This is a genomic window from Rhodopirellula sp. SH410 (assembly GCF_055811895.1).
Genome location: NZ_CM147949.1, coordinates 5556975 through 5581696, shown reverse-complemented (window position 1 = coordinate 5581696; position 24722 = coordinate 5556975). Strand labels below are relative to the sequence as shown.

14 protein-coding genes are annotated in these 24722 nt (G+C 56.3%); 8 read left to right on the top strand and 6 right to left on the bottom strand.

All coding sequences use genetic code 11. The features are described from left to right. Positions 1 to 186: 186 nt before the first annotated feature. On the top strand, positions 187 to 588 hold the full coding sequence (locus SH410x_RS20290) for a hypothetical protein (RefSeq protein ID WP_473670327.1): 402 nt from the start codon (positions 187 to 189) through the stop codon (positions 586 to 588). Positions 589 to 976: 388 nt separating this feature from the next. On the opposite strand, the gene SH410x_RS20285 is transcribed toward SH410x_RS20290, so the two are convergent. After that, on the bottom strand, positions 977 to 5461 hold the full coding sequence (locus SH410x_RS20285) for a DUF4332 domain-containing protein (RefSeq protein WP_473670326.1): 4485 nt from the start codon (positions 5459 to 5461) through the stop codon (positions 977 to 979). A gap of 350 nt (positions 5462 to 5811) precedes the next feature. On the opposite strand from SH410x_RS20285, the gene SH410x_RS20280 reads away from it, so the two are divergent. The 6 genes from SH410x_RS20280 (at position 5812) to SH410x_RS20255 (ending at position 18471) form a co-directional block, all read left to right on the top strand. Further along, complete coding sequence (locus tag SH410x_RS20280; protein WP_473670325.1) at positions 5812 to 7182, top strand: outer membrane protein assembly factor BamB family protein; 1371 nt, start codon at positions 5812 to 5814, stop codon at positions 7180 to 7182. Between the two features lie 1695 nt (positions 7183 to 8877). Then, a complete protein-coding gene (locus SH410x_RS20275; protein ID WP_473670324.1) occupies positions 8878 to 10242 on the top strand; it encodes a DUF1552 domain-containing protein in 1365 nt (454 codons plus the stop codon). A 38-nt stretch (positions 10243 to 10280) separates the two neighbouring features. Next, on the top strand, positions 10281 to 13229 hold the full coding sequence (locus SH410x_RS20270; protein ID WP_473670323.1) for a DUF1588 domain-containing protein: 2949 nt from the start codon (positions 10281 to 10283) through the stop codon (positions 13227 to 13229). 1050 nt (positions 13230 to 14279) lie between these two features. Continuing rightward, a complete protein-coding gene (locus SH410x_RS20265; protein ID WP_473670322.1) occupies positions 14280 to 15242 on the top strand; it encodes an HAD-IIB family hydrolase in 963 nt (320 codons plus the stop codon). Positions 15243 to 15275: 33 nt separating this feature from the next. Next, positions 15276 to 16487 (top strand): glycosyltransferase family protein, encoded by a 1212-nt coding sequence (locus SH410x_RS20260; protein WP_473670321.1) that lies wholly within the window; start codon positions 15276 to 15278, stop codon positions 16485 to 16487. A 244-nt stretch (positions 16488 to 16731) separates the two neighbouring features. After that, positions 16732 to 18471, top strand: a complete 1740-nt coding sequence (locus tag SH410x_RS20255; RefSeq protein WP_473670320.1) for a sugar phosphorylase — start codon at positions 16732 to 16734, stop codon at positions 18469 to 18471. A gap of 242 nt (positions 18472 to 18713) precedes the next feature. Here the strand turns inward: SH410x_RS20255 and SH410x_RS20250 are convergent, their stop codons facing one another. Then, on the bottom strand, positions 18714 to 19541 hold the full coding sequence (locus SH410x_RS20250; RefSeq protein WP_473670319.1) for a CvfB family protein: 828 nt from the start codon (positions 19539 to 19541) through the stop codon (positions 18714 to 18716). A gap of 304 nt (positions 19542 to 19845) precedes the next feature. Between SH410x_RS20250 and SH410x_RS20245 the strand changes: the two genes are divergently transcribed. Then, positions 19846 to 20697 carry an alpha/beta hydrolase gene (locus SH410x_RS20245; protein WP_473670318.1) on the top strand — a complete coding sequence of 284 codons (852 nt, stop codon included), beginning with the start codon at positions 19846 to 19848 and terminating at the stop codon, positions 20695 to 20697. Between the two features lie 345 nt (positions 20698 to 21042). Here SH410x_RS20245 and SH410x_RS20240 read toward each other — a convergent pair whose 3' ends face one another. The 4 genes from SH410x_RS20240 to SH410x_RS20225 all read right to left on the bottom strand — a co-directional run bounded on the left by SH410x_RS20240 (position 21043) and on the right by SH410x_RS20225 (position 24716). Further along, positions 21043 to 21276 carry a hypothetical protein gene (locus SH410x_RS20240; RefSeq protein WP_473670317.1) on the bottom strand — a complete coding sequence of 78 codons (234 nt, stop codon included), beginning with the start codon at positions 21274 to 21276 and terminating at the stop codon, positions 21043 to 21045. Then, positions 21273 to 21761 carry a hypothetical protein gene (locus tag SH410x_RS20235; protein WP_473670316.1) on the bottom strand — a complete coding sequence of 163 codons (489 nt, stop codon included), beginning with the start codon at positions 21759 to 21761 and terminating at the stop codon, positions 21273 to 21275. Before SH410x_RS20235 ends, SH410x_RS20240 begins: the two co-directional genes overlap by 4 nt. Positions 21762 to 21990: 229 nt before the next feature. After that, positions 21991 to 23439 carry a hypothetical protein gene (locus tag SH410x_RS20230; RefSeq protein ID WP_473670315.1) on the bottom strand — a complete coding sequence of 483 codons (1449 nt, stop codon included), beginning with the start codon at positions 23437 to 23439 and terminating at the stop codon, positions 21991 to 21993. A 461-nt stretch (positions 23440 to 23900) separates the two neighbouring features. Beyond that, a complete protein-coding gene (locus tag SH410x_RS20225; RefSeq protein WP_473670314.1) occupies positions 23901 to 24716 on the bottom strand; it encodes a hypothetical protein in 816 nt (271 codons plus the stop codon). Positions 24717 to 24722 lie beyond the last annotated feature (6 nt).

The window sequence follows — 24722 nt, the reverse complement described above, 5'->3', positions numbered from 1 at the left end:
TGCTCTAGGATAGCTGTACCGAGCGTCAGGGAACATGATCGCAGACGCAAAATTTGATAAACGAACGCCAGCCCGCCAATGTCCCAACCATCTTCTCCTCTTGGCCCTCTCCCGGCCGGTAATGCCCCGGCCGGTAATGCCCCGGGCGGTAATGCCCCGGGCGGTTCCATTTCCGGTGAAAGTGCCGTGCACGACGCCGCTGAGCGAAATGCCTCAGGGGATGCTGTCGCAGGGGACGCTGAGGCTGGGAATGAGGCCCCCGTCCGCCGGGGAAGTCCATTCGCAAAGTCAACAATTCATGGCGATATCGATTCAATTTCGGAAATCAATGGATTCGCCCTCGCGACGCCGGGCCATGAATTTGATCCCGAATGGGGCGTCTTGCGAGCGTCCAATTGGGCCTCCGCATGGGTCGCGATCTGTGGTCTGGCCTGCCTGCAAATGTTTCCCGGAGGCGGCGTGATCGTCGCCGCACTGGGCTGCGCACTGGCAACGATCGGCCTGTTCTCGTCGCGTGCGATCTTCGCCGCGGCGCTGCTCGCCCTCCACGCATGGATCTTCTTCGCCTGCTATCAACGGCTCTTCTGACCAACGCCACGCTCGGATCACTCCCATTTGGCGTCTCCCATTTGGCGGTGCAGACGTCGGGCGTCGCAGGGGACCATCGCCCCGCGTGGTCCCATTGAGAGAGAGGGTTCCGTCCCCGTCAGGCAGCCACTGCCCATTCGATCGATTCACTCCTCGTGGCCACCACGGCTCGTCGTTCGGGGGAGACGATCAAAAAGATGACGACTCATGGCATTGCTCGATAGGGAACCCGCGATAGGAAACCCTGATGAATGCGAGAATCGTTGAAGAGTGAAAACGAAAAATTGCCAAGTCCAAACACTAAGCGTAGGCGAGACACCACCGCTCAGGAATTTCGAACTGTCCGGGTTGCGGGGTGAAGGCCGCAGGGCCCGTTAAGAATTCAAACTTACGCTGCTCGCAAAGAGCGGTGCTGGGCAGCGCACTCGATCCATTGGCTGACCTCGGCCAGATCTGGCAAGGCACCGCCGCGGGCGATCCGCTTGCCATCGGTGGATTGGGCGATCGCATCGACCTGTTCGAACAGCTCGCTGGCATCGCACTTCGCCAACTCCTCGGCAGTTGTAACGCCAGCGGCCACGAGGAACTGCGCGTCGTGGCCACGCATCATGGGGACTCGGCATACCAATGTGGTCTGCTGTTGCCACTCGATGACGGTGGCCGTTTCAATGCGGCGGTGGTTCAAATTCTCAGCCACTTCGGCAGCATCGGCATTCAACAGGTCCTCAACGGTCATGATTCCAATCTTGTTCAGCCGTTCCGCCATGCGGGGGCCGATCGAGGGAGCATCGACGACGTCATCGGCGCGTTCTAGGTAGAACCGCAACGTCGACTTCATCGATTCCATGCGGCTGTTGGTGCGTGCTTGCCCACGTTTTTCGCCGTCGAGCTGCGCAGAACCGCTACGTGGTCGGCGCGTTGTTTGATTTCGCTCGGTTTGCCGTTTTGAGTTTCGCTCGGCGCGGCGAGTTTGCGTTTTCGCTTCGCTGGTCATGCGATAGGAGGCTGGACGTTGGGACGTGGTTTTTGACCCGCTGGGACGATCGTCCCGGTTGACCACGGGCCGGCCACTTTGATGTGATTCGCTTCCCGAATCGAGTTCACGTGTCAGTTCGTCGAGATCATCGACAATTTGATCAGCGCGGCGTTCCACTTGAACCTCGTATCGCTCTTGGTCGAAGTCATCGTCGGTGAGGTAAACATCCTCGCTTTCGACGCGGTGAGTTCGTGACGGCGTGTCTGCGTCGTGACGTGGTGTGTCAGATTCTTCACGGGCCACTCGCGTCCGCACACGGCGTCCATCAACGGTGCGGTTACGGAATGTCGTGTGGACGCTGTCGTTGGCCGACGCGATCCAGCTTGTGATCCGAGACAGTTCGTAGCTCGTTCCGGACAACAGGATGCGTTGGCCACGCTCGGTCGCCAAAAACGTTTTGACGCGCTCGAGCAAGTCGGTTGGATGGATGGCGGCGAGTTGGGCAGGGTCGGTGATCCCACATCCGACCAGCACGCGAGCGTCGAAGCCACGCAGTTGCGGGACGCGGCACATTAATCGGCATTCGGCTTGCCAACGTCGGATGGTCCGGGCATCGACGCCAGCCAACCCAAGCGTATCGGCCAAGCGATTGCTGTCCTGGTTCATCAAGTGCGTGATGTGCGAGATGCCGATCCGTCGTAACCGCTGCGCTGCCACCGCATCAATCGACGGCCCCGCATCAATCGGACTGTCGACGGTCAGAAAGAACGGAACGTCATCCACGTCCGTTGCGGCCGAACGATGGTGACGGGCCGTCAGACTCTGTGCCACATCGGCAGCGTGTGTGGGTAGGGACGGAGTCCTCGTCGATGCGACTGGGGACGTTGAACTTTGGTCGGCATAATAATACCCGTCCCGGAGTATCGCACCTGCTGCTGGTGTATCCGTCGCACTCGCGCCATCGTATGTCTCGTCACGTAGACCGGAGCTCTGACGCCATGCTTGATCGAATTCGCGATTCGCAACTCCCGCGTCGGTCCAGTCCACTGCGTGTTCGTGGTTTTCGTGACGACTCGGCAAACCATCCCCGTTGAATGTGTGGGGGCCTGTGTAGCGATCGTGACGTTGTCCGCCTCGCCACATCGGTCGGTGTGGATGCACGACTCGCTCGGTGTGCAAGACAAAGTGGCGAGAGCCGCAACGCTGCAGGTCGTTCGCCAGCTGGGTGTGCTCCGTCAAGATCAGCAGTTGCCGACCCGCGGCGGCGTAGTCCGCGAGGGCTGAAGCAATCGCGTCGCCACGGACCCCTTCCGAAGTCCATTGTTGATAAGCACCGTTGCTCGCTGCAAACTCAGATGGATTGCTTGACGCGTTTTCTGCAAAAAGTTCGCGATGCGTTTCGAGCACGAGCGGGATCGAGTGTCCCATCCGTCCGAGTAACTCTCCGGCAGCCAACCGAACGGCCAGCGCAGCGACCGCGCGAGTGGTCGCCGTTACGTTGCGTTCATCAACGTTATCAATTGCCACCTGGACGCTGCGGCCCACCGTGTGGTCGGGAGCGGCTGATGATTTCACATCTGCTGCCAAAGTGGTGTAGCGGTCCGTCGCGATCGGTGCGCTCGACCAACTCAGGTGGCGGCAGCGTCCATTGGAGAGCCGAACCAACCAGCGACTCGCCAGCTCAGCGAGCGACGACTCCGCTCGCGCTCGTGGTCGACACCGGTTCAATTCTGCAATCAGCTCATCACGGCGGCGTTGCAGACTCGTCAGCTCGGTCGTCGATCGATGCGTCCGGTAGCTTGGCGTGGTGGGGCGGTGCGTTTGCAGTCCACGAACCTGTTGATCGAGCTGATCGACGTGTCGGTGACAGTCTGCGATTTCAAGATCGATCGATCGTAGTTCACGCTGCCATGAAACGTCTGCTCGGCGCGTAACGAACGGTTCGGTATCGACCCCCATGGCACTCGGGTATCCCATGCCGATGGGATAAATGGGATCTAAAATGGGCAAGAAACGCTGTGAATGACGAAGCGCAGCGGTTTGATCGAGTACGACTTGGAGTTCACGCTCGACGCTGGCAAGTTCTTGGGTGGCAGCACGGCGTTCGGCAAACCAGTCAGGATGCTGGCTCGAATGGCTCGCAAAACCATATCCGTCTTCCACGGGATGGCTCGCCAAAGCTGCGACGACCTGGTGGCGATGGGCAAGCATCTGATCGAGCGTTCGATGCAACTCGACGATGATCGGCTCCATCTGCGTCGTCCGCACATAGTCGCGTCGATGGAGCTGCTCGCGAACGCGCCGCAGCGATTGTTCAATTGTACCATCGCGGTCACTTTCGAAACGCCAGGGGGTGGAATCGAGCGAGCGAGCAGCGGGGGGCACGACCGGTTGCTCAAATTGTGACAACAACCAATCGAGGTGACGGGTCGTCGATTCGATCCGCATCGCCAAATCGTCCACCGGTCGCAGTGGTCGATAGGCCGATGCGTAAAAATCGGACCACGGCCGGTCACTGCGATAATGATCCATGGCGCGTACAAAATGATCATAACGCCGGCCTCGCAACGAACCGTCGTCGAGCCAGTCGTAAGACTCGCTCACGCTGGCGGTGGATCGATCGGATGAGCGGAGCAAATCTTGCAACGACTGCACATCGGCGAGTACGCGGCGCAGTGACACGATCTCTTGGTCAGCCTGACGGATGCGATTCTGCAACTGCTCAGCGGAATTCGAATGCCATGAGGACTGTCGAGGAAGCGACCCCAACCCCATTTCCATCGAGACCGCAGTGTCGTATCGATAGCTCGAGCCCTGGCCGTCCTGTGTATCAAGGTCGCTGATCCAACGCTGCAGGGCCGAGGCCCGACTGCGAAGCGAATCGGCACGCTGGTGGAGAGCTCGCAACCGAGCATCCCGGGCGATCCAGTGGGAATCGGCAGGGGCCGGCTGGACGCCCGATTCGATCGCACCCAATTGGTCGCGATGGTGCGAACCGGACGGGCTGTAGCGGTGACGTTCTTGTACGGCCTGATCGCGGAGGGCACGCAGTTCGTTGCGTCGCGCCAGCAGTGAGTCGCGACGACGGATGCACTCAGTGCGCTGGCGGTGGATCGATTCGATCTCGCTCGCAGTGCCGACCGTCTCCGCACGGGGTTCGGCTTGGCGATCCATCTCGTGCGGGTAGCCATTGGTCGTGCTGAACAGCTTGCCCAGCTCCGCTTCCACATCGGCGAGTTCTTCGCGCAATGCTCGCCGCCGCCGGTCATCGCGAGCCGCTGGCTGAGCGATTCCTGCGTCGTGATCGATCCCGTGTTCGCTGTAGTGCGCCGTTTCGTTCGCAAACGAAAGTGGAGCAAGATTCGGTTGGTCCAACCCCGCGGAGATACACGCGGCGACAACACGCGACGCACTGCTGACCGTCGTGTCGACCATCACGCCATCGACGATCGATTCAGGAATGCGAATATTACCGAGCGTTCGGGTGGCTAAGGAGGAGTGCAGGTGCCGCGCTGTTGCTGTGGCGGCCGCGCTGCCATTGCGGTCGTGAGTGGGAGGGGCGGCATCGAACCAGCCATCGGTGTAGCCATCCCATGAGCCGGCCGTTTCACCGCGCGATTCAAACTCCACGCTTCGCCGTCCACCTGGCGAACCGTCCTGTTCGCGGCGGCAATGGATCCAGCCATTCTGGTGTACCCAGACGACACGGCCTGCCGAACCGCTGAGCATGCCGCGAGGATAGTCGCGGTCGATCAGTGAATCACGAATGAAGCGAGCAATCGCGGTTTTTCCCGAACCAGGCGCCCCGAGCACCACGTTGAGATGGTGCGACAAAGGCCCTAACTCGACCCGGTTTAACGGGCCGTGACTGTCAATTTCGATTCGATCCAACAACATCGCGAACGCTCCAATCCATGGGTGCGATGGCCAGCCCCACGTGGGCACCGGCCGACATCGACGAAGGCTAGAGGCACTCCTGCCTCTGGCGGGATCCTTCGCCAAAAAACTTTCAGCGTGAACTTTAATCGAAATGTCGATTTTGCCGAAAGAGCGATTCCGTGAAACTCGCCCCCAAAACCTCGCGATATGGGCGAGAACCCGCACAAGAAGTATCGCGGCCAAGTCCTGCGAAAGTGATACCCGACCTCAGCGTGGTCGGGTCTAATGGTGCATGCGGTCCGAATTGGATGAAAAACGTGTCGGACACCGAAAAAACATGCGTCATTTCGATTTAGGAAGTTTTACCGATGAAGAGAGTACTCGGATTATTGCTCGTGATCAGCCATTTCGTCATGGCGACGCACGGGATCAGCGAAGAGAGCAGTTGGCCCCAGTGGCGTGGCCCGGAAGGTACCGGCAAGACATCCGCGACCGATGTCCCGTCGACCTGGGGACCCGATCTCAACGTTAAATGGCGAGTGGAGCTCCCCGAGGCGGGCAACTCGACTCCGATCGTGTGGGGGGATCGTATTTTCTTGACGCAACCGATTTCGGAATCCAATCTCCGTGCCCTGATCTGTTGCGATCGGCAAACCGGTCAAGAGTTATGGCGGCGTGGGATCGCCTACTCCGAGCCGGAGTCGAGTCATCGAACCAACCCCTTTTGCTCGTCATCTCCCGTGACGGATGGCCAGCGTGTGATCGCTTGGTTCGGCTCAGCAGGGCTGGTTTGTTTCGATTTCGATGGCAACGAATTGTGGCGCCGTGACCTGGGGAAACAAAACCACATGTGGGGCTACGGTTCTTCCCCGATCCTGTACAAGAATTTGTGTCTGTTGAACTTCGGCCCGGGAGAGCGAGAGTTCATGATCGCGGTCGACAAAGTCACCGGCGAAACTCGCTGGGAAATCGAGTCGATCGATGACGCGGCCGAGCGAAAACTGAGCGGCCCGGAAAACGACGGCAGCGCGAATGATTCCAGTAGCGACAAACCACGTAGCGAGCGACTGCGGGGTTCTTGGAACACGCCGATCATCGTCCATGTTGGCGAAGCCTCGAGAGACGGGGGGGCCGACCGTGGACACGATGAACTGATTGCCGTGTTACCGCGCCGCGTGGAGGGGCTCAATCCGCTCACCGGCGAGACGCTTTGGACGAGTGGCGACGCCGCACCCTTGGCCTACGCATCACCGATGCAGTCTGGCGACACGATCGTGGTTCTGGGCGGCTACGGCGGAGCATCGTTCGCAGTTCGTGTCGGCGGCCAAGGCGATGTCACGACGTCGCGCCGGGTGTGGCATCGCACCAAAGACAAGGGATGGTTGGGCACGGGCGTCGCTCACGACGGTGCCATCTACATCTGCGATCCGGCCGGAATACTGAGTTGTATCGATGTCCATTCCGGGGATGAACTCTGGAAAAAACGCATCGGCGGCGGTGGGACATGGTCGAGCATCACCCAAACGGCCGACGGCCGTATGTTCTTGCTGGACAAATCCGGCAGGACGACCGTGTTCGCGCCCGACCGTGAACAATTCAACGAAATCGCCGTCAACGAACTCGACGAACCCACCAACGCCTCCGTGGTCATCGCCGGAAACGACCTACTCATTCGCACCGACCGAGCACTCTGGTCGTTCGAATCGGAAACGTCGCCGCAGCTCTCTGAATCCAAATGAGCAGAGTGTTTCGCTGCGCAAAAACTTTGCCGCGAGCGTCAGAATTAGCCTCTTCCCTCGCAATCCCTCCGCTGGGTCGCATCAGGTCCCCGTGCGAAACTGCTGTGTCCCTCCGCCATTGCTCTGTGTCCCTCCGCCATTGCTGTGTCCCTCTGGCATGATGGGCGTAGGTGTCGGTGAAGAAAATGGACGCAGAGACGCGAGAGTCGGGGAGACGCGAGAGAGGAGGAATGCTGCGAGACCGTGACCGGCTTTCTCTGCGTCCTTGCGTCTCCCCGTCTCTGCGTTGAGTTCTTCTCGTCAGCTCCTTGGGGGACACGCTCCTTGGGGGACACAGCACCTTCCTCAGCGAACGGCCTAACAACGGAAAATGCAGAGGCGAGGCAAAGTGCGAGAGATGGGTGGATCGCGTGCTCCGGGGGGACGCCTCGTCGAAGCACGCTCCTTGGGGGACACAGCACCTTCCTCAGCGAGCGGCCTAACAACAGCTCCTTGGGGGACACAGCACCTTCCTCAGCGAACGGCCTAACAACGGAAAATGCAGAGGCGAGGCAAGGTGCGAGAGATGGGTGGCTCGCGTGCTCTGGGGGGACGCCTCGTCGAAGGGCTGTGTCCCCCTGCTGTCGTTTCAAAAGTGCTATGTCCCTCTGGCACTGTGTCCCTCTGGCACTGTGTCCCTCTGGCATTGTGTCCCTCTGGCATTGTGTCCCTCTGGCATTGTGTCCCTCTGGCATTGTGGACGTAGGTGTCGGTGAAGAAAATGGACGCAGAGACGCGAGAGTCGGGGAGACGCGAGAGAGGGGGAATGCTGCGAGACCGTGACCGGCTTTCTCTGCGTCCTTGCGTCTCCCCGTCTCTGCGTTGAGTTCTTCTCTTCAGCTCCTTGGGGATCCTTGGGGGAGATCCTTGGGGGACACAGCACCTTTCCCAGGGGGATCCTTGGGGGACACAGCACCTTTCCCAGCGAACTGCCTAGCATCGGGAAATGCAGAGGCGAGGCAAAGTGCGAGAGATGGGTGGCTCGCGTGCTCCGGGGGGACGCCTCGTCGAAGGGCTGTGTCCCCCTGCTGTCGTTTCAAAAGTGCTATGTCCCTCCGGCATGATGGGCGTAGGTGTCGGTGAAGAAAATGGACGCAGAGACGCGAGAGTCGGGGAGACGCGAGAGAGGAGGAATGCTGCGAGACCGTGACCGGCTTTCTCTGCGTCCTTGCGTCTCCCCGTCTCTGCGTTGAGTTCTTCTCTTCAGCTCCTTGGGGGATCCTTGGGGGACACAGCACCTTTCCCAACGAACTGCCTAGCATCGGGGAATGTGGAGGCGAGGCAAAGTGCGAGAGATGGGTGGCTCGCGTGCTCCGAGGGGACTCCTCGTCGAAGAGTTGTGTGCCCCCTGCTGTCGCTCTGCGTAGCGTCAGATCCCTTGCAAAAGTGCTGTGTCCCTCCGGCATCCGTCCCTCCGGCATCCCCCTTACGATGCAGCATCAATAACCATTCGATCCAACGGGCATCCCTCGTTGCTATCCGATGAGTCTGTTTCAACACCCGCATTTTCCTGGTAAGTGGAATCTGCATACCCACTGTGGTAACGTGTCAGGCAGAGGGCGATTGAAGCTTTCCCCGAAATTCAGCGGAACTCGAACGATAGTAGCTCCCCGTTTGCTCGCCCCTCAGTCTTCCCGCCTTCCAGAGACTCGGCCCATGAATCTTTCCCGTCGCAGCTTTTTGGGAATGAACGGTGGCATGCTGGCACTGCCATTCCTCCCGTCGCTGGCCTGGGCAGATGGAACGGCGGCCAGTGCCGGTAAGCCAAGCAAGAAAATGGTGATCGTTTACCTGCCCAACGGAATTGTGCGTCGCTGTTTTTTTCCCGGCGAAGAAAACGCTGAGGTACCGGAATTCATTGGTAACTTCGAAGCGGATAAGACCAAGAACGAGCGACGTTTCAAGCACGAACCGGGTTTCTATCCGATCGAACTGACGGAAACGATGCAGCCGCTGGCGGCCCACGTGAAGGATCTGTCGCTGATCACCGGACTCGATCGAACCTACAAAAACGGGCAGGATGTACATGCCCAGGGAGCGTCATGTTATCTGACCAGTTTGTCTCCCGAACAGGCTACCCGGCAAGGCATTGTCTATCCCAATGGTCGAACACTGGATCAGGTGATCGGGGACGCGGTAGGAAACTCAACGGTATTCAATACTCTGGAGATCAGCTGCAACGGGTTCACCGCACCGAGGGAACCGATCGAATTCGACAATATCTCGTGGTATGGTCCCGGTCAAATTGCGCCTTCGATTCGTGAACCGCAAAAACTGTATGACCGTCTGTTCCTGCGTGAGAGTTACCGCGAGCATGTCGGGGATGTCACGGATTTAGTGTTGGCAGATGCCAAGACGCTGTCTCGGAAGCTGGCCGACGACGATCGCCATACGCTCCATGAGTTCATGGAGATGATTCGCGGCATCGAATTGCGGATCCAAAAGATGGATCGGATGTTGTCCGATGTGGATGTACAAGTGCCCAAAAATGAAGTGCTGCCTCGGGGTGAGTACATTCGTTTGCAAATGGACTTGATGCTGTTGGCCTTTCAGATGGGGATTACCAACGTCTGTACATTCATGCTGGGGCCGGAACGCTGGGATGCAACGTTGATGTACGAAGGCGTCTTCGACCAGCCAGTCCAACATCACAACATGACTCACAATCAGAAAGGAGATGGCTACAAAGATCTACAAAAAATTGACGTCTTCCACATGCAGCAGTACGCCTATTTGATCGAGCGGATGAAAGAGATGAAAGAAACCGACGGCAGTTCGATGCTGGATAATTCGCTGGTTGCCTTCGGAGCCGGTCTGGGTGATGGCGCGACGCATCAATATTACGACCTGCCGATGATGGTTGCTGGCACGGCTCAGGGGCAGATCAAGCAAGGGCGATTCATCAGATTGCCAAGCGGAACGCTCAACTCAAACCTGTGGCTGACGTTTGCTCAATTGATGGGGTTGGAGATGGACTCTTTCGCCGACAGCACCGGCGTAGTCTCCGACTTGTGGACATAGTCACCATCATGGATTGGGAAAGCCACCGGATGTCGATGATGAAACGATTCTACGCTATGGTTTGCTTGGTTTTGGTCGCCTGCAATGTGACTCGCGCCGAAGATCAAGATTTCCAAAAGGTATTGGTCCCGTTGTTTCAGCAACATTGCCTGGACTGCCATGGTCCTGATGAAGCAAACGCCGAAATCGACTTTGACCGACTTGCCACGGTAGAGGATCTTCTCGCCCGACCTGTATGGATCGACAAAGTGCTGGGTGCCATCGAAAGCGGTGCGATGCCACCGGATGGCGAGCCGGGATTGGATCAGCAAGTGCAGACGCAGGCTGTGAATTCGTTACGAGCGATGCTGCGGAAGGCGACCGAGCATGCGACTCGAACAGGCGTTCCGATCAGCCGGCTGAATCGTTATCAGTATAACAATACTGTACGCGATCTGTTCCAGCTTGACCGCGATGTATTTCCGTTGTCCGAAAAACTGATGACTCGCCACCATAACTATTTGCACGACCGGAATTCGGGTGCAAGCGAAATCCAAATGCCGGATACGGTGCAGGTGGCGTCGCATTCCTTGCAGCCCCAGCAGGGCTTGGAAGGAGTGAAACCGTTTCCCAAGGATCTGCGAGCCGAACACGGTTTCGACAATCAAGCGAGTCAATTGACGCTATCCCCGCTGTTGCTCGATACATTCCTGCAACTCAGCGTTTCGATCATGGAAAGCCCACAATTTAATGAGCAGTCCGTTGGCATCTGGAACGACTTCTTTGCCGAGCCGATTGACCTGAAGGATCGCGACCGTGTGATCCGACAGCGGCTAGAGGGGTTCCTGCGGATCGCGTTCCGTGGCCCGGTCGACGACGAAACCATCAGTCGATACACCGCCTACGCGATCGCAAAGATTGACAGCGGTTTGTCGTTTCCGGACGGTATGAAAAAGGTCGCCGCCGCGGCGTTGTCGTCGCCTCTGTTTTTGTATCGCTCGCCCGCGAACGATCCGTCCGAACAGCCATTTGTGCTCGCTTCGCGACTGTCGTATTTTCTCTGGGGCAGTTGCCCAGACGACGAGCTTCTTCAGCGAGCTGCAGCGGGTCAGCTGTCTGATCCGGCGATCCTTGACCAGACCATCGCACGGATGTTGGCAGATCGAAAAATCGAACGTTTCCTCGATTCGTTTCCGTCCCAATGGATGCAGTTGGAAAACGTGCTCGCGGTCACTCCTGATCCTCAGATCAATCGCTACTTCTCGCTCATGCCCGACCTGCCCGCGAGCGTGCAGATGGTACTCGAGCCGCTGTTGTTGTTTGATACGGTGTTCGTGGAAAATCGACCGATTGCGGATTTGTTGGCTCCCGACTTCGCCTATCAAAGCGAATTTCTAAAGACTTGGTATCACAGCGAATTGTCGCCACCGCCCGTCGATATGCAGGCGATCAACATTGATAACCAGCAAAAGGATGCACGACGACGTGAATTACAGGAAACCATCGCAAGTCTGGAATTGGAACGCCGCCAGCTTGTGGATCCGGTCCGCGCGGCGGTATTGAAAGAGCGTCAGAAATCGAATTCCGTTCCACCGGCAGTTGATTTACAGCCATACGCGGTCTGGGACTTTGATGGTGATTTGTCGGAGTCCGTGCGCGGCCTGGATCTAACGGCTCACGGCGAGATTCAGTATCGCGACGGGCGGGTGGTTTTGGAGGGGGCTTATTTGCTCAGCGAGCCACTGCCAATCGACCTCAACGCCAAGACGATGGAAGTTTGGTTTCAGTTAGCGACCTTGGACCAACGCGGCGGTGGACTGATGGGGGTCCAGGTGACCGGCGGGCTGTTTGAGACCATCGTATTGGGCGAACGACAGAACCTGCGTTGGATGTCAGGTAGCAACGGCTTCGACCGCACCGAAGACATTGTCGACGCATACGAAGAGACGGTCGCCGACGACCTGCTGCACTTGGTCATGGTATACGCGGAAGACGGGACCAAAACGCTGTACCGCAACGGTCATCCTTACGGGCAGCCGTATCAGAAGGGACAAGTGACGTTTCCTCGCGAGGTGACGAACGTGATGTTCGGACTCCGCCATTTGCCCGCCGGCGGCGACCGATTTCTGGACGTCAGCATCGATCAGGCACGCCTGTATGATCGAGCGTTGACGGTCGACGAAGTCGAAGCGACTGCAGCAGGACGCGGCACCTTTGTGACGACCAGAGACGTGGTCGCGGCGATGACTCCCGATCAGAGACGGCGGCGCGAGCAGCTGATCGCTGCCCTGGACACACTTCAGGAGGAACTGAAGCAGGTGCCCGTGAATATCGATCCCGCGTCTGTCGTTCAGGCGACTCAGCAACAGTACGACGAACATGTTCGCACGATGCTGCAGTCTCGCGAGTTTCAGCGAGTCCCTGTGACTGACCCAAGATACGGCGGAATTATCACCAATGCGGCCATGCTCAGCATGACTTCAGGTCCCCATCGCACGCATCCGGTTGCCCGTGGCGTGTGGGTTATTGAGGTTATCTTCAATGATCCGCCTGATCCGCCACCCAACGACATTCCACCCTTGAACGAGGAGGCGGGTAGCAAAGACCTGACCATTCGCGAGCGGTTTGCCGCTCATCGCGACCACGCGTCCTGTGCGGGCTGTCATACGAAACTAGATCCACTCGGCTTCGCCTTGGAAAACTTCGACATCACCGGACGATGGCGAGACGTGTACGACAACGGTCGCGCCGTGGATGCCAGCGGCACGCTGATGCGAAAGCATGATTTTTCCGAAGCGATTAGTTTTAAAGCTGCGATCGTGAAGGAACAGCATCGTTTCACCAAAGCCTTCACCAAGCACCTGTTGCGATTTGCACTCGAACAAGAACTTTCGCCCTCCGACACCCTGGTCGTCGACGACATCCTCACGCAGGCTGCCGCCGACAACTACCGTCTGCAGACATTGCTACGAGAAGTGATTCGCAGCGAGCGGTTTCATACCCATTAACGATGCGGCCCAACCATCACAGTGGTCCGGAGTAAATTCCGCCAATTTCACCTGTGCGGAAGTGATGGTCACTCGATTGAGAAAGTTCTGACCTGCCCGGGGTGAGAAATAACCAGCTCCTTGGGGGACACAGCACCTTTCCCAGCGAACTGCCCAGCATCGGGAAATGCAGAGACGAGGCGAAATGCAGGATATGAGTGGCTTGCATGCTCCGGGGGGACTCCTCGTCGAAGAGCTGTATCCCCCCTGCTTTCGTTGCAAAAGTGCTGTGTCCCTCTGGCACCTCTGGCATGAGTCAATAAGAAAATGCTCTGTCCCCGTATTTGCCCGTGAAGAAAATGGACGCAGAGACGCGAGAGTCGGGGAGACGCGAGAGAGGAGGAATGCTGCGAGACCGTGACCGGCTTTCTCTGCGTCCTTGCGTCTCCCCGCCTCTGCGTTGAGTTCTTCTCTTCAGTTCCTTGGGGGACACAGCACCTTCCTCAGCGAACTGCCCAGCATAGTTCCTTGGGGGACACAGCACCTTTCCCAGCGAACTGCCCAGCATCGGGAAATGCAGAGACGAGGCGAAATGCGGGATATGGGTGGCTTGTATGCTCCGGGGGACTCCTCGTCGAAGAGCTGTATCCCCCTGCTTTCGTTGCAAAAGTGCTGTGTCCCTCTGGCATTGTGGACGTAGGTGTCGGTGAAGAAAATGGACGCAGAGACGCGAGAGAGGAGGAATGCTGCGAGACCGTGACCGGCTTTCTCTGCGTCCTTGCGTCTCCCCGTCTCTGCGTTGAGTTCTTCTCTTCAGTTCCTTGGGGGACACAGCACCTTCCTCAGCGAACTGCCCAGCATCGGGGAATGCAGGGACGAGGCGAAATGCGGGAGACAGGTGGCTTGTGTGCTCCGGGGGGATCCTCGTCGAAGGGCTGTGCCCCGCTGCGTTCGCGATGGCGACTTGAGAACGCAAAAACGCGTATGTCCAGCTGACGCGAGGCTAGATGGGAAAGGTCACGTCAAATCGAGTCGATAAGAAGATGCTCTGTCCCCGTAGTTGGTCCGTAGTTGCCGTCCCCGTATTTGCGCCACGGCAACCTGAATCCCGGCGAGATCGACGCGCTGCTCGGTCGCAGCTTTTATGTTCTGTGGCGGATCGCCTGGCATTCGCATAAACTTAACGGCATGTTGCCAAACCCGATACGACTGATCCTTTTCACCGACCTCGATGGATGCTTGCTCAATAAGCATGATTATGACTGGTCCCCGGCTGCCTCGACGCTTCAGGCTCTGCGTGCACGCCACATCCCGGTCGTCATGAATTCCAGCAAAACGGTTGCGGAAATGAGCCAGCTGGCCAGCGAACTGGGGCTCACCGGCAATACTTTTATCTCCGAAAATGGCTCTGTCATTTGCTGGGGGGACGAGATTGGGCGAGGCGAAGACGACAGTCCATCGGGCGAAATTGAAGTCATCGGTGCATCACGCGACGCGATTCTTGAGGTGCTGAAAACGCTGAAGCTGCGGTTTCGCTTCCGTTCCTTCGCCGACCTGGGCCTGGATGGCGTGATGGGCGAAACACAACTCTCGCCAGCCAAAGCAAAGTTGGCGATGGCCCGTCAGGGGACCGAGCCATTGTTGTGGGACGACAGTGACGAGAATCGATCCGAGTTTGAACAAGTGTTGCAAGCTCACCAGTTGACGCTGACCCAAGGCGGTCGCTTCTGGCACGTCGCCGGACGAACGACCAAGGGTGATGCGATGCAGCGAGTTGCACAGCGTTTGTCGTCCCTTGATGGCTCAACGATGACGGCAGCCATTGGCGACAGTCCGATTGACCAGAGCATGTTAGATGAAGCGGATGTGCCGATCGGCATTCCGACGGCGGCTGGACTGGGGGTCAACGTCGATCCAGAACGCGGCATCTTGCCCCAACAGCAGGGGGCTGCCGGTTGGGCCGCAGCCGTGACAGAGCTACTGTCCCGAATCGACAATGCTGAATCGGAAAAGTCTCGTCATCATAAAAACTAAACCCCTTCTTCTTGCCTGATCAATCGGAACACCATGGCTGACTTCGCCCAGAACGGAATCATTGGAACGCTGCACAACTTGCGAAATCGTTCCACCGAAGACATTGAATCGGAATTAGTCGGATTTTCTGCAGAGACACCGATGTCTCTGCTGCTGCCGTGCCTGTTCTCGGAACTGGAAGGTCCCGCGATGGGACCGATTGTCGACGAACTGGCCAAAATCCCCTACCTGAGTGAAATCATCATTGGGCTGGATCGCGCCAACGAAAAACAGTTCGAGACTGCGAGGCGGTTCTTTGACAAGCTGCCACAAAACTATGTCGTGCTTTGGAACGACGGAACGCGACTCAGGCATGTTGATGCTGCGTTGCAAGCCGAAGGAATTGCGCCCACCGAACCCGGCAAAGGACGTAACGTTTGGTATTGCCTGGGTTATTTCCTGGCATCCGGAAAATCAAAAGCGGTCGCACTGCATGACTGTGACATTCTGACGTATGATCGTTCGATTCCCGCTCGACTGTTATATCCGCTGGCACATCCCTCGTTTCACTATCAATTCTGCAAAGGCTATTACTACCGAGCCGCCGACGGAAAATTGAATGGCCGCGTATTTCGACTGCTGGTCATTCCGTTCATCCGTGCCCTCAAAACGATGCTAGGGCGGGTTGAGTATCTCGACTACATGGGCAGCTTCCGCTATGCCTTGTCGGGTGAATTTTCGATGCGATCCGAAGTCGTGACCTCGCTGCGATTCCCAAGCGATTGGGGACTTGAAATTGGCACCCTGTCGGAAATGTATCGCAACTGCAACCTCAACCGAATTTGCCAGGTAGATATAGCGGATGCATACGACCACAAGCACCAAGTGGTGTCCGAAGATGATCGCATGGGCGGTTTGCATCGGATGGCGAATGATATCTGCAAAGCATTCTTTCGCAAACTCGCTGTCGAAGGAATTGTGATCAGCGGCAGTATGTTGAGATCTCTCAAGGCGTGCTATTACCGGATGGCATTGGATGTGGTGGATCATTATCACAACGACGCGGTAATGAGCGGTCTGACCCTGGACCGTCACCAGGAAGAAGCCACCGTGGAGTTGTTCAGCCGCGTGATCGTCGCAGCAGGTGATGAGTTTCTAAACCGTCCGGACGAAAGCCCGTTTATTCATAATTGGTCCCGCGTGACGAGTGCCCTGCCGGATATCTATGAAATGTTGCTAGGGGCGGTAGAGGCAGATAACGCCTGATTTCGCGACCTTATCGAAATTTGGGGTATTGTGAAGCTAGGTTGGGCCTCGCAAATGCGTACGATTGTGGAAAGGTTGTACGCGATCGCAGGACGCACCGCGGCCGATCTGTCCAATGTCTTTGCGTAGTGTAAGTCGCCAAGCGAATCGTAGCGGGTCCCTCCCACGAGACATTCAAATCGCGGCGAGTTCCGCTATCCGTTTTACCCCGACGCCGAACTCTCAACATCAACCGATGGTTGCCATGGATCCTTCTGAAACAGACGAGTCAGCCGTCCACGCACAGCTCTGTCAGCACCTCAGTTTCCTGTATCCCGAAGGCAACGCAGAGCGACTGGCCGATCAGGTCATCGCGGTCTTCGATAAATTTGAGCCGCAGTCACCGCTACCGCTGAATCAGCTATGGTCTCAGCAAGATTGCCTGCTGATCACTTACGGCGATTCCATCATCGATGATGATGCGACTCCGCTAGAAACCCTGCAACAATTTCTGACTCAGCAACTACAGGATTCGGTCTCAGCCGTTCATGTACTGCCGTTCTGCCCGTTCAGTTCCGACGATGGCTTTGCGGTGATCGACTACAACGAGGTCAATCCAAAACTCGGCGATTGGACTCAGATCTCGCAAATTTCAAAGCAGTATCGTTTGATGGCCGATATCGTCATCAACCATGTTTCGTCGCAGAGCCAATGGTTTCAAAACTACTGCGCCGGCGTAGAGCCCGGTGCATCGTACTTCATCGAAGCCAATGTCGGCGATGACCTGTCAGCCGTCGTCCGGCCTCGCGCTTCACCGCTTTTGCGGCCGACGGAAACAGTCAGCGGTCCGACGCATGTTTGGTGTACTTTCAGTCACGATCAGATCGATCTTGATTTCCGCAACCCTCAGGTCCTGATGGAGTTCTTGAAGATCATTCGTCTGTATCTGCAGCAAGGCGTCAGCATCTTTCGGCTAGATGCCGTGGGCTTCTTGTGGAAGGAACCAGGAGCCAACTGCATGCATCTGCCGCAGACGCATGAGGTTGTCAAGCTCATTCGTACGGTCACTGACTCGTTTGCCCCAGGAACGTTGTTGATCACCGAGACCAACGTGCCGAACCACGAGAACCTGACGTATTTCGGAAACCGCAACGAAGCCCATGTGATCTATAATTTCAGTCTCGCGCCGCTGTTGGTCCATGCGCTGCTGACTGGCAAAACCGAGTACTTGAAGCGATGGATGATGAGCATGCCGCCGGCGCCGGTGGGGTGCACCTATCTGAATTTCACCGCGTCGCACGACGGCATCGGCATGCGGCCCGCCGAAGGTTTATTGTCAGACGAAGAACAGTTGCAGCTCGTCGATACCGTCAGTCGTTTCGGGGGTAAGATTTCGACGCGGTGCACCGAGGATGGTGGCCAGCGAGTATACGAATTGAATGTCGCGTTGTTCGATGCTTTGAAGGGCACCGTTGCGGGTGAAGACCAATGGCAGGTGGAACGTTTTCTCTGTTCGCAAACCGTGATGATGGGACTCGAGGGCATACCCGCGTTCTACATCCACAGCCTGCTGGCGACCCCAAACGATCAGGCGGGCGTCGCGGCAACGCAGCAAAACCGCAGTATCAATCGACACAAGTGGAATTGGTCCGAACTGCAACAGCGACTCGGCGACGATCAATCTGTGCACAGCCAGGTCTTCAAGGAACTCAGCCGGCGTATGCAGTTGCGACGTCGGCATGCCCCATTTCACCCCAACGCGACGCAGTTCACGCTGCACCTTAGTGATGCCTTATTTGCATTCTGGCGTCAAAGTACCGACCGCAGCCAGAGTATTTTCTGTGTACACAACATGACCGACTCGCCCCAAGAACTGCGATTGTCTGACCTCAATCTAATCTCTTCGGACACTTGGTACGATGCGATATCCGGCCATCGATTCGACGAGCAAGCCAGTGTTCTGGAGGTAACCCCGTACCAATCGCTGTGGATCACCAATCGATAACGGTCAATCGCGTCAGGGATTTGTGGACCTGCGGCGTGCTCAGCCATGTTCGGAGAATGGCTTTGGTTTGCTGCCCACGGTTCTTGCATTCAACGGGGGCCAACGCTCTGATGGCGAATGCGGTTGTGCATCGGGAAACCCGACACCCTGAACGAATGCTCTCCTGAAATCATGGGAGCAACCGCTGGCTCGCCATGTCGCCCGGCCGATTCGGTGGCAGAGGCAAATGATAATATGATTGGTCAAACCAATCGTATTCCATCTTTCTCAATCGCGATGATCTGCTGTTTATATAAACCACCGATCGCATTCTTGAATTGTTTTTTGCTCATCCCAAATAGCTCAAATATCTGGGCTGGAGAAGACTTGTCATGCACGGGAGCAAACCCATTGTGATCTCGCAAGTAATCCTGGATCACTTGACTGTAGTTGTCGCGGATTTCTTGACTACTCTTCAGACTCAGGTCAATTTTCCCGTCCGCGCGAACATGTTTGATATAGCCTTGGATGCTCTGTCCGAAACTGAGTCGCTGATCAACTTCGTCTTTGTATAGCAAGCCCCAATGGCTCTGATCGACGATCGCTTTGAAGCCCATTTCTGTACTGTTTCCGATAATCAACTCGACAGTCTGCTGCGGGTGAAAATTATGCTGGTCATCTTCCAACACGACTTTATCGATCTTTGATGTCGCAGTGATCCGACCTTGGTTATCGAGGTATAGAAACACGATGTAGGAATCGCCCACAGTCATCGGTCGATGCTGTTCCGCAAAAGGGACCAAAACATCTTTGTCTAATCCCCAGTCCAAGAATGCACCGACCGGCGTATTGTCCTTTACTTCCAGATACGCGAATTCACCAACCTCCGCTTTGGGGGTTTGAGTGGTCGCGATGGGACGATCCTCTGAGTCCAGGTACAGAAAGACCTCGACCGTGTCGCCGATACTCAAGTCGTCCGGGGTGTGTTTTGAGGGGAGCAAGATCTCGCCTAGATTCTCAGCGTCTAAATAAACTCCGAATTCAGTCGCCTTGACCACTTCTAAGATATACGTGTTGCCGATTTCAATCATGACTTTTAGGAATTCAATACTTTGCGAGAATGCTGGATCGGAGCGGCGAGTGGAAGTTCTCCGTCTCGGACAGACGGACCTATCCGAAACGTCGGCGAGCCAAAATCTGACGCTGCTCGTGAACCAATGGTAGCAACTGCGTCGATATCGCAGGATCCCCCTGCTCGATTTGATTCAGAATCCTGGTGGCGGGCGTCGGTCATGGCGTCACAGGCACCCGCGTTGCCCGCGTTCAGGCTAGAATCGCCTGTTTCACCGGCACTTCCATTTCGAACCCACCTCCTGCCCCATACCGAGTGTACTGATGCATCGCTTTTGGATTCAAATTCTTCCGGCAGTTCTCGCTGTATCACTGTCCGTCTCGTCTCTCGTTGCCCAAGAGGGGGCCGGAGAGCCGACTGAGTACAAGACCGAAGCGGATGTGCTGTACCGATCCGGTGACGACCTCACTGAGGCGATCGAGCAGCGGTGCCGCCTCGATCTCTACTACCCCGTCAATCGAGAGAACTATGCCACCGTGGTCTGGTTCCACGGCGGCGGCTTGACCGGCGGCAGCAAGTCGATCCCGGACGGTTTAAAACGCCAAGGCATTGCCGTCGTGGCTGCGAACTATCGACTCAACCCCGCCGTGCAATCGCCCGTCTATGTTGAGGACGCCGCAGCCGCCGTCGCTTGGACGATCAAGAACATTGAATCGCGCGGTGGATCACGCCATCGAGTATTCGTTGCGGGACATTCCGCTGGGGGCTATTTGACCAGCATGGTCGGTTTGGATCGAAGCTATTTGGCGGCTCATGATTTGAATGCTGATGACATCGCTGGGCTGATTCCGTACAGCGGTCACACAATCACACACTTTACGGTTCGCAAGGAACAAGGTATTCGCGGAACACAACCGACCATCGACAACATGGCGCCGCTGTTTCACGTTCGGCCAGACGCTCCGCCGATCCTGCTGATCACCGGCGACCGCGAACTCGAGATGCTGGGGCGATACGAAGAGAACGCATACTTTTGGCGAATGCTGAAGGTAACTGGAGACGAGGACGTCGAACTATTTGAACTCGACGGTTACGACCATGGGCAGATGGTAAATCCAACGCACCCATTGGCGATCAAGTTCATACGCAAAATCGTCAGCACCAGCTCCCATTAGCACGACTGAAGGACACCGCACTTCTTCGACGGTTCTGGCTTCCCCCTCGGAGCGAATATATCTTCGTTGTTAGGCAGTGAAGTCCAAAACGATCGATCGACCTTCACGCGCGGCGTGACCACAATCGAGCGACGCCTTCCTATGAAAACGTCTCCTGTGATCTTGTGGTAGTCTTGCCAACGAAGTCGCCACTCATCGTCGCAAGGAACGAGCGGATAAAAAGTGGCCGAATGCTCCGCGGTCGGAATGGTCGACCGCGGAGCGTTCGGACACAATTTCAGACAGTGATTTCCCGCTCGTTCCGAAGTCAATCCAATTGCATCGCAGGTCACTCGCAATCCGGCGTCAGGGCGGTGCACAAAATCGCTCAAAGCGAATCCAGGTCATCGTCTGCACAGACTCAGCGAGCTCCCGTATCCCGCGCCACACCGCCGCGTCATCCCACTGGGCCACCAAGGCCCCATTTGCCTCGTGCTTGGCATCGCGTGAACGACAGGTGACGAGTTCTCCCGTAGCCACCGTCGCCAGACGATGGGCCCCCACGTTGTGGCGAGTGTAGCCACGACAGTTTTTCTTCACGCGGTGCTTAGGTATTGGTCGACGGGATGCCTCGCTGTCGCACAACGGCCCATCAACTCAAAACGTCCCTCTACGGAATCGTTCTCCACCGGAGACGCCGACTTTGCGTCGGGCGGGTGATCGCAACCGAGCAACGCTCGCATCGGCAACTCATCCCACGCGGAATTCAATTGCGGCTGAGTAAACGGGAATCCAATCCAATCCAAACGCGACCAATCCCGGATCACGAGTGTGAGACCCCGCTCCTTCGCCCGCGCCGCAATCAGCTCGATCGTCGAGACGAACGACAACGAATCGTCGGTCGAGATCTCACGAACTTCGCTGTCTTCGAGGAGCCCGTACCAGTTTGCGGCTTGCCGGAGTGAGTTGAATCGATCTGTGCCGCCAGGATTGATCTCGCTCAACAAGCAAGCACCATCCATCGATGCCAGACAGCGAGAGATCAGGGTGCCGCCGGTGCGAGCTAGATGGTGAAGAATCGACATTGGAATTTTAGCGTCCCCGCAAGCACCTCTGTGGTTCCTCTTTAGCGGTCCACTCGTCACATTTGTTCTCAGGCCGTTTTGATTTTCGAAGCCTTGCATCAGTATTTACTTTGGAAAACTTTCGGCTTTCCGAGACCATCCCAGTATCGCTGGCCACTACGGAGACCTGGTGGTGAATTAAAATGCACGACCACTTCGTGCGGTCAACGGGCAACGAACGCAATGATTTCTATTCTACGACGGCTATCGCTCCAGTGAGTGTTACCCGAAAAGGTGTGTCCGTTAGCTGGTAAGACTGCACCAGCGAATTCGCATCTTTCAGACGGGTGAGTATCCCCGGTATAAATTCGGTGCGTTCTTCCGTGCCGGGCTGTGTCTTCGTGTGAACAACTGCCAGCATCGCTCCGGGGATTGCCACGGTTTCAAAGGTGTTGCCGGGCCGTCCGGACGCGATGCTTCCAGACACAGCTAGCTCGCCGCCCTCGCCGATGCCAACAATCTCAAGCTCAGGCAAGTCAACGGAGAACTGGGGCAGGCCAAAGTACGCTCCTAACTTTGCCGCATTCGCATGGAAAACGATACATTCAGCCGCTTTGCGGGTGAAGCCGTTGACATCGAGTGTCAAAAACGACTTGATGCAGTCGTCGCCGAGGCGTCTCTGGAAAGCGAGTGTGTACTCACCTGTGTTCATGTCGTGATAAAGACCTGCGCGAAGGTCGCGAACGCCTTTGGGGGTTTCATTAAGAAAAGACGGGAGGTGATAGAAGAGCACGTCGTGTACGTATCCTTTCGGTCCCTCGTTAAGCGCAGAATGCTCGAGTATTTTGGCGAGTTCTGCTTCGGAGACAAGCCTGAGTCCGTAGGCGACGCTCTGCTTCGTATCCACGGCAGCGGTGGTTCCATGGACCGTTCCCTTACCGTTCACGAGGGTCGCTGCGATGGCGTTTCGCAAATAGCGATTCTCCGGTCTCGCAAATTCGTCAAGAAAGCTATTCGGTTTTACAGGCAGGAATTTCACGCAATCGGTCGCCAAGGATTCGGAGCCCAAGCCGAATAATTCTGCTTTCAGCACCACATCTGGTCGTCCGTTGCGATCGATATCTGCTTTCGATTCAAGTTGGGGCGCAGCGTCAATTGCTTCTAGCCAGAGGGTCGCAGTACCCGTTTTCTCATCGAACCCAATATCGTTTAATCGAATCCGTTCATCAATCTGGACAATTGACTTTGCCTCGTTCTCTGACCGGGAGCTGCACCAAAGTCTTACCTTTCCATGAAGATTGTGGATGCTGAACTGAATGTAAACCTCATCGAAGGGCTGCGCGTCGAAACGTAGCCCTGAGATGTCATTTTGATGTAGTTCAAGAATGATTGGCGTAAAGCTTTCTGCGTTGACTTTAACTAGTTTTCCTAAAGAGAAATCACTCGATTCGATGCGATCTTCCCACACAGTCCGTTTGGGGAATGACAGAGCGTCATTGTTGTCGCTGTCGATATCGAGATCCATTTCAACGCGATTCGAACTGCAGTTGCCAGTGTCGTCTGCATCCACAGCGACAGCCTTCCGAGCAGTTGGTTGGGGTTCACCGTCATCTCCTGGATAGCAGGCTGATACTGAAACGCAAATCGACAACACGATCAGAGTTTTAACAAAATACACTCGTTTGTGAAGAAGTTGCATTGTTTTCGAAAGGGGTATTTGTGTTTAGCGAGGTGCCTGATGGTCAAAAACATTCCATTCCGATCCGTCCTCATTTGCACCGTGCATCAAACCGTAGTCAATAGAAGGAAAGAGGTGAGGCAGGCCCATTTTGAATCCCTCTCCTGTTCCAAGGTCATACGCAACCCATCTATACGAACCTGCGATAGAGGCAAGGTATTCAGTGGTATGGTCCACATTGTACAGGCCTTCGATTGGCACACTTAGGAACGCGGGATCAATAACTGGCGTAGTGGATCTTGATAAAGATCCATCCAGAACAGGATCTTTAACAAGATCCACTACGGTAAACCCGTCACTTATTGTTCATGGTATCCTTCGTCCAATCACGCAAGGCATTACCGGAAAGGTCATTCACGCCAATAGTATGGTAGCAATGCCGTTTATATTGCGTTGCAAGTAGGTGAATATGTCAGGGGCATTTATTCCTTTGGAACTGCTCGGCTGTAGCCCTTGTCATCATCGTGGAGAGTAACCGTGATCGGGGAAAGCTCTAAACCGGCCGCAGGCATCGGCCGAGAGACACGAATGGTTTTATACTCGGATGGCTGGTATTCCAGCGTCGCTGGATCGACCGTCGTCGACTCGTCTGTCGCATTGGTCGTGGTCCCATCTGCCCATGTCACGGTGACATAGTGCCGATCTAGGATGCCAGGATCCCACAGCGTGGAAGAAACAACCAGAAGTTGTGATCCGTTGGGCACAGTTTCGGTAGTCACACTCGGACGCGATGTGAACGGCGGTTGGACGTTGATCACCTCCGCTGTTGCGTCGGTCGGTTCGCCAGTGAACTCGATGCGAATGTCGACATCATCCGAAGGGGGATTGTTTCCGGGGACACCATCCTGAACTTCGGATAGGGCATCGTCGACCATCGAAAGGTATGCGTCAAAGCCAGAGTACTGATCATAGAGACCGTGATTTTTTGACCGTGCCCAAAATTCACCTAATTTGAAGCGTACTATTTCGCCATCGTCGTCGAAATCTCCATCAAAGTTGATGTCGGCAAACACGGTGAGATCAAGTGCGGAGTTCTTGCTCCAGGGGCCGGTCAGACTCCCATCAGCATTGACATCTCCTTCCAGCGTTGTGACTTCGGCGAAAACGACGGCAACGTTCGGCGGGACTGGATCCGGCGGATCGTCCAAGTCAGCGGCAAGCATCCGGAGCGGATAAAACGTTTCGACACTCAATGTCCGCCGTGAATATCGTTGCGGCGAGAATTTCGCTGGAACCACCCTAGA

Excerpts from the sequence above, each read along its gene's own strand:
- SH410x_RS20285 (WP_473670326.1), bottom strand. The coding sequence starts at position 5,461 with ATGTTGTTGGATCGAATCGAAATTGACAGTCACGGCCCGTTAAACCGG.
- SH410x_RS20280 (WP_473670325.1), top strand. The coding sequence starts at position 5,812 with ATGAAGAGAGTACTCGGATTATTGCTCGTGATCAGCCATTTCGTCATG.
- SH410x_RS20275 (WP_473670324.1), top strand. The coding sequence starts at position 8,878 with ATGAATCTTTCCCGTCGCAGCTTTTTGGGAATGAACGGTGGCATGCTG.
- SH410x_RS20270 (WP_473670323.1), top strand. The coding sequence starts at position 10,281 with ATGAAACGATTCTACGCTATGGTTTGCTTGGTTTTGGTCGCCTGCAAT.
- SH410x_RS20260 (WP_473670321.1), top strand. The coding sequence starts at position 15,276 with ATGGCTGACTTCGCCCAGAACGGAATCATTGGAACGCTGCACAACTTG.
- SH410x_RS20255 (WP_473670320.1), top strand. The coding sequence starts at position 16,732 with ATGGATCCTTCTGAAACAGACGAGTCAGCCGTCCACGCACAGCTCTGT.
- SH410x_RS20250 (WP_473670319.1), bottom strand. The coding sequence starts at position 19,541 with ATGATTGAAATCGGCAACACGTATATCTTAGAAGTGGTCAAGGCGACT.
- SH410x_RS20245 (WP_473670318.1), top strand. The coding sequence starts at position 19,846 with ATGCATCGCTTTTGGATTCAAATTCTTCCGGCAGTTCTCGCTGTATCA.
- SH410x_RS20235 (WP_473670316.1), bottom strand. The coding sequence starts at position 21,761 with ATGTCGATTCTTCACCATCTAGCTCGCACCGGCGGCACCCTGATCTCT.
- SH410x_RS20230 (WP_473670315.1), bottom strand. The coding sequence starts at position 23,439 with ATGCAACTTCTTCACAAACGAGTGTATTTTGTTAAAACTCTGATCGTG.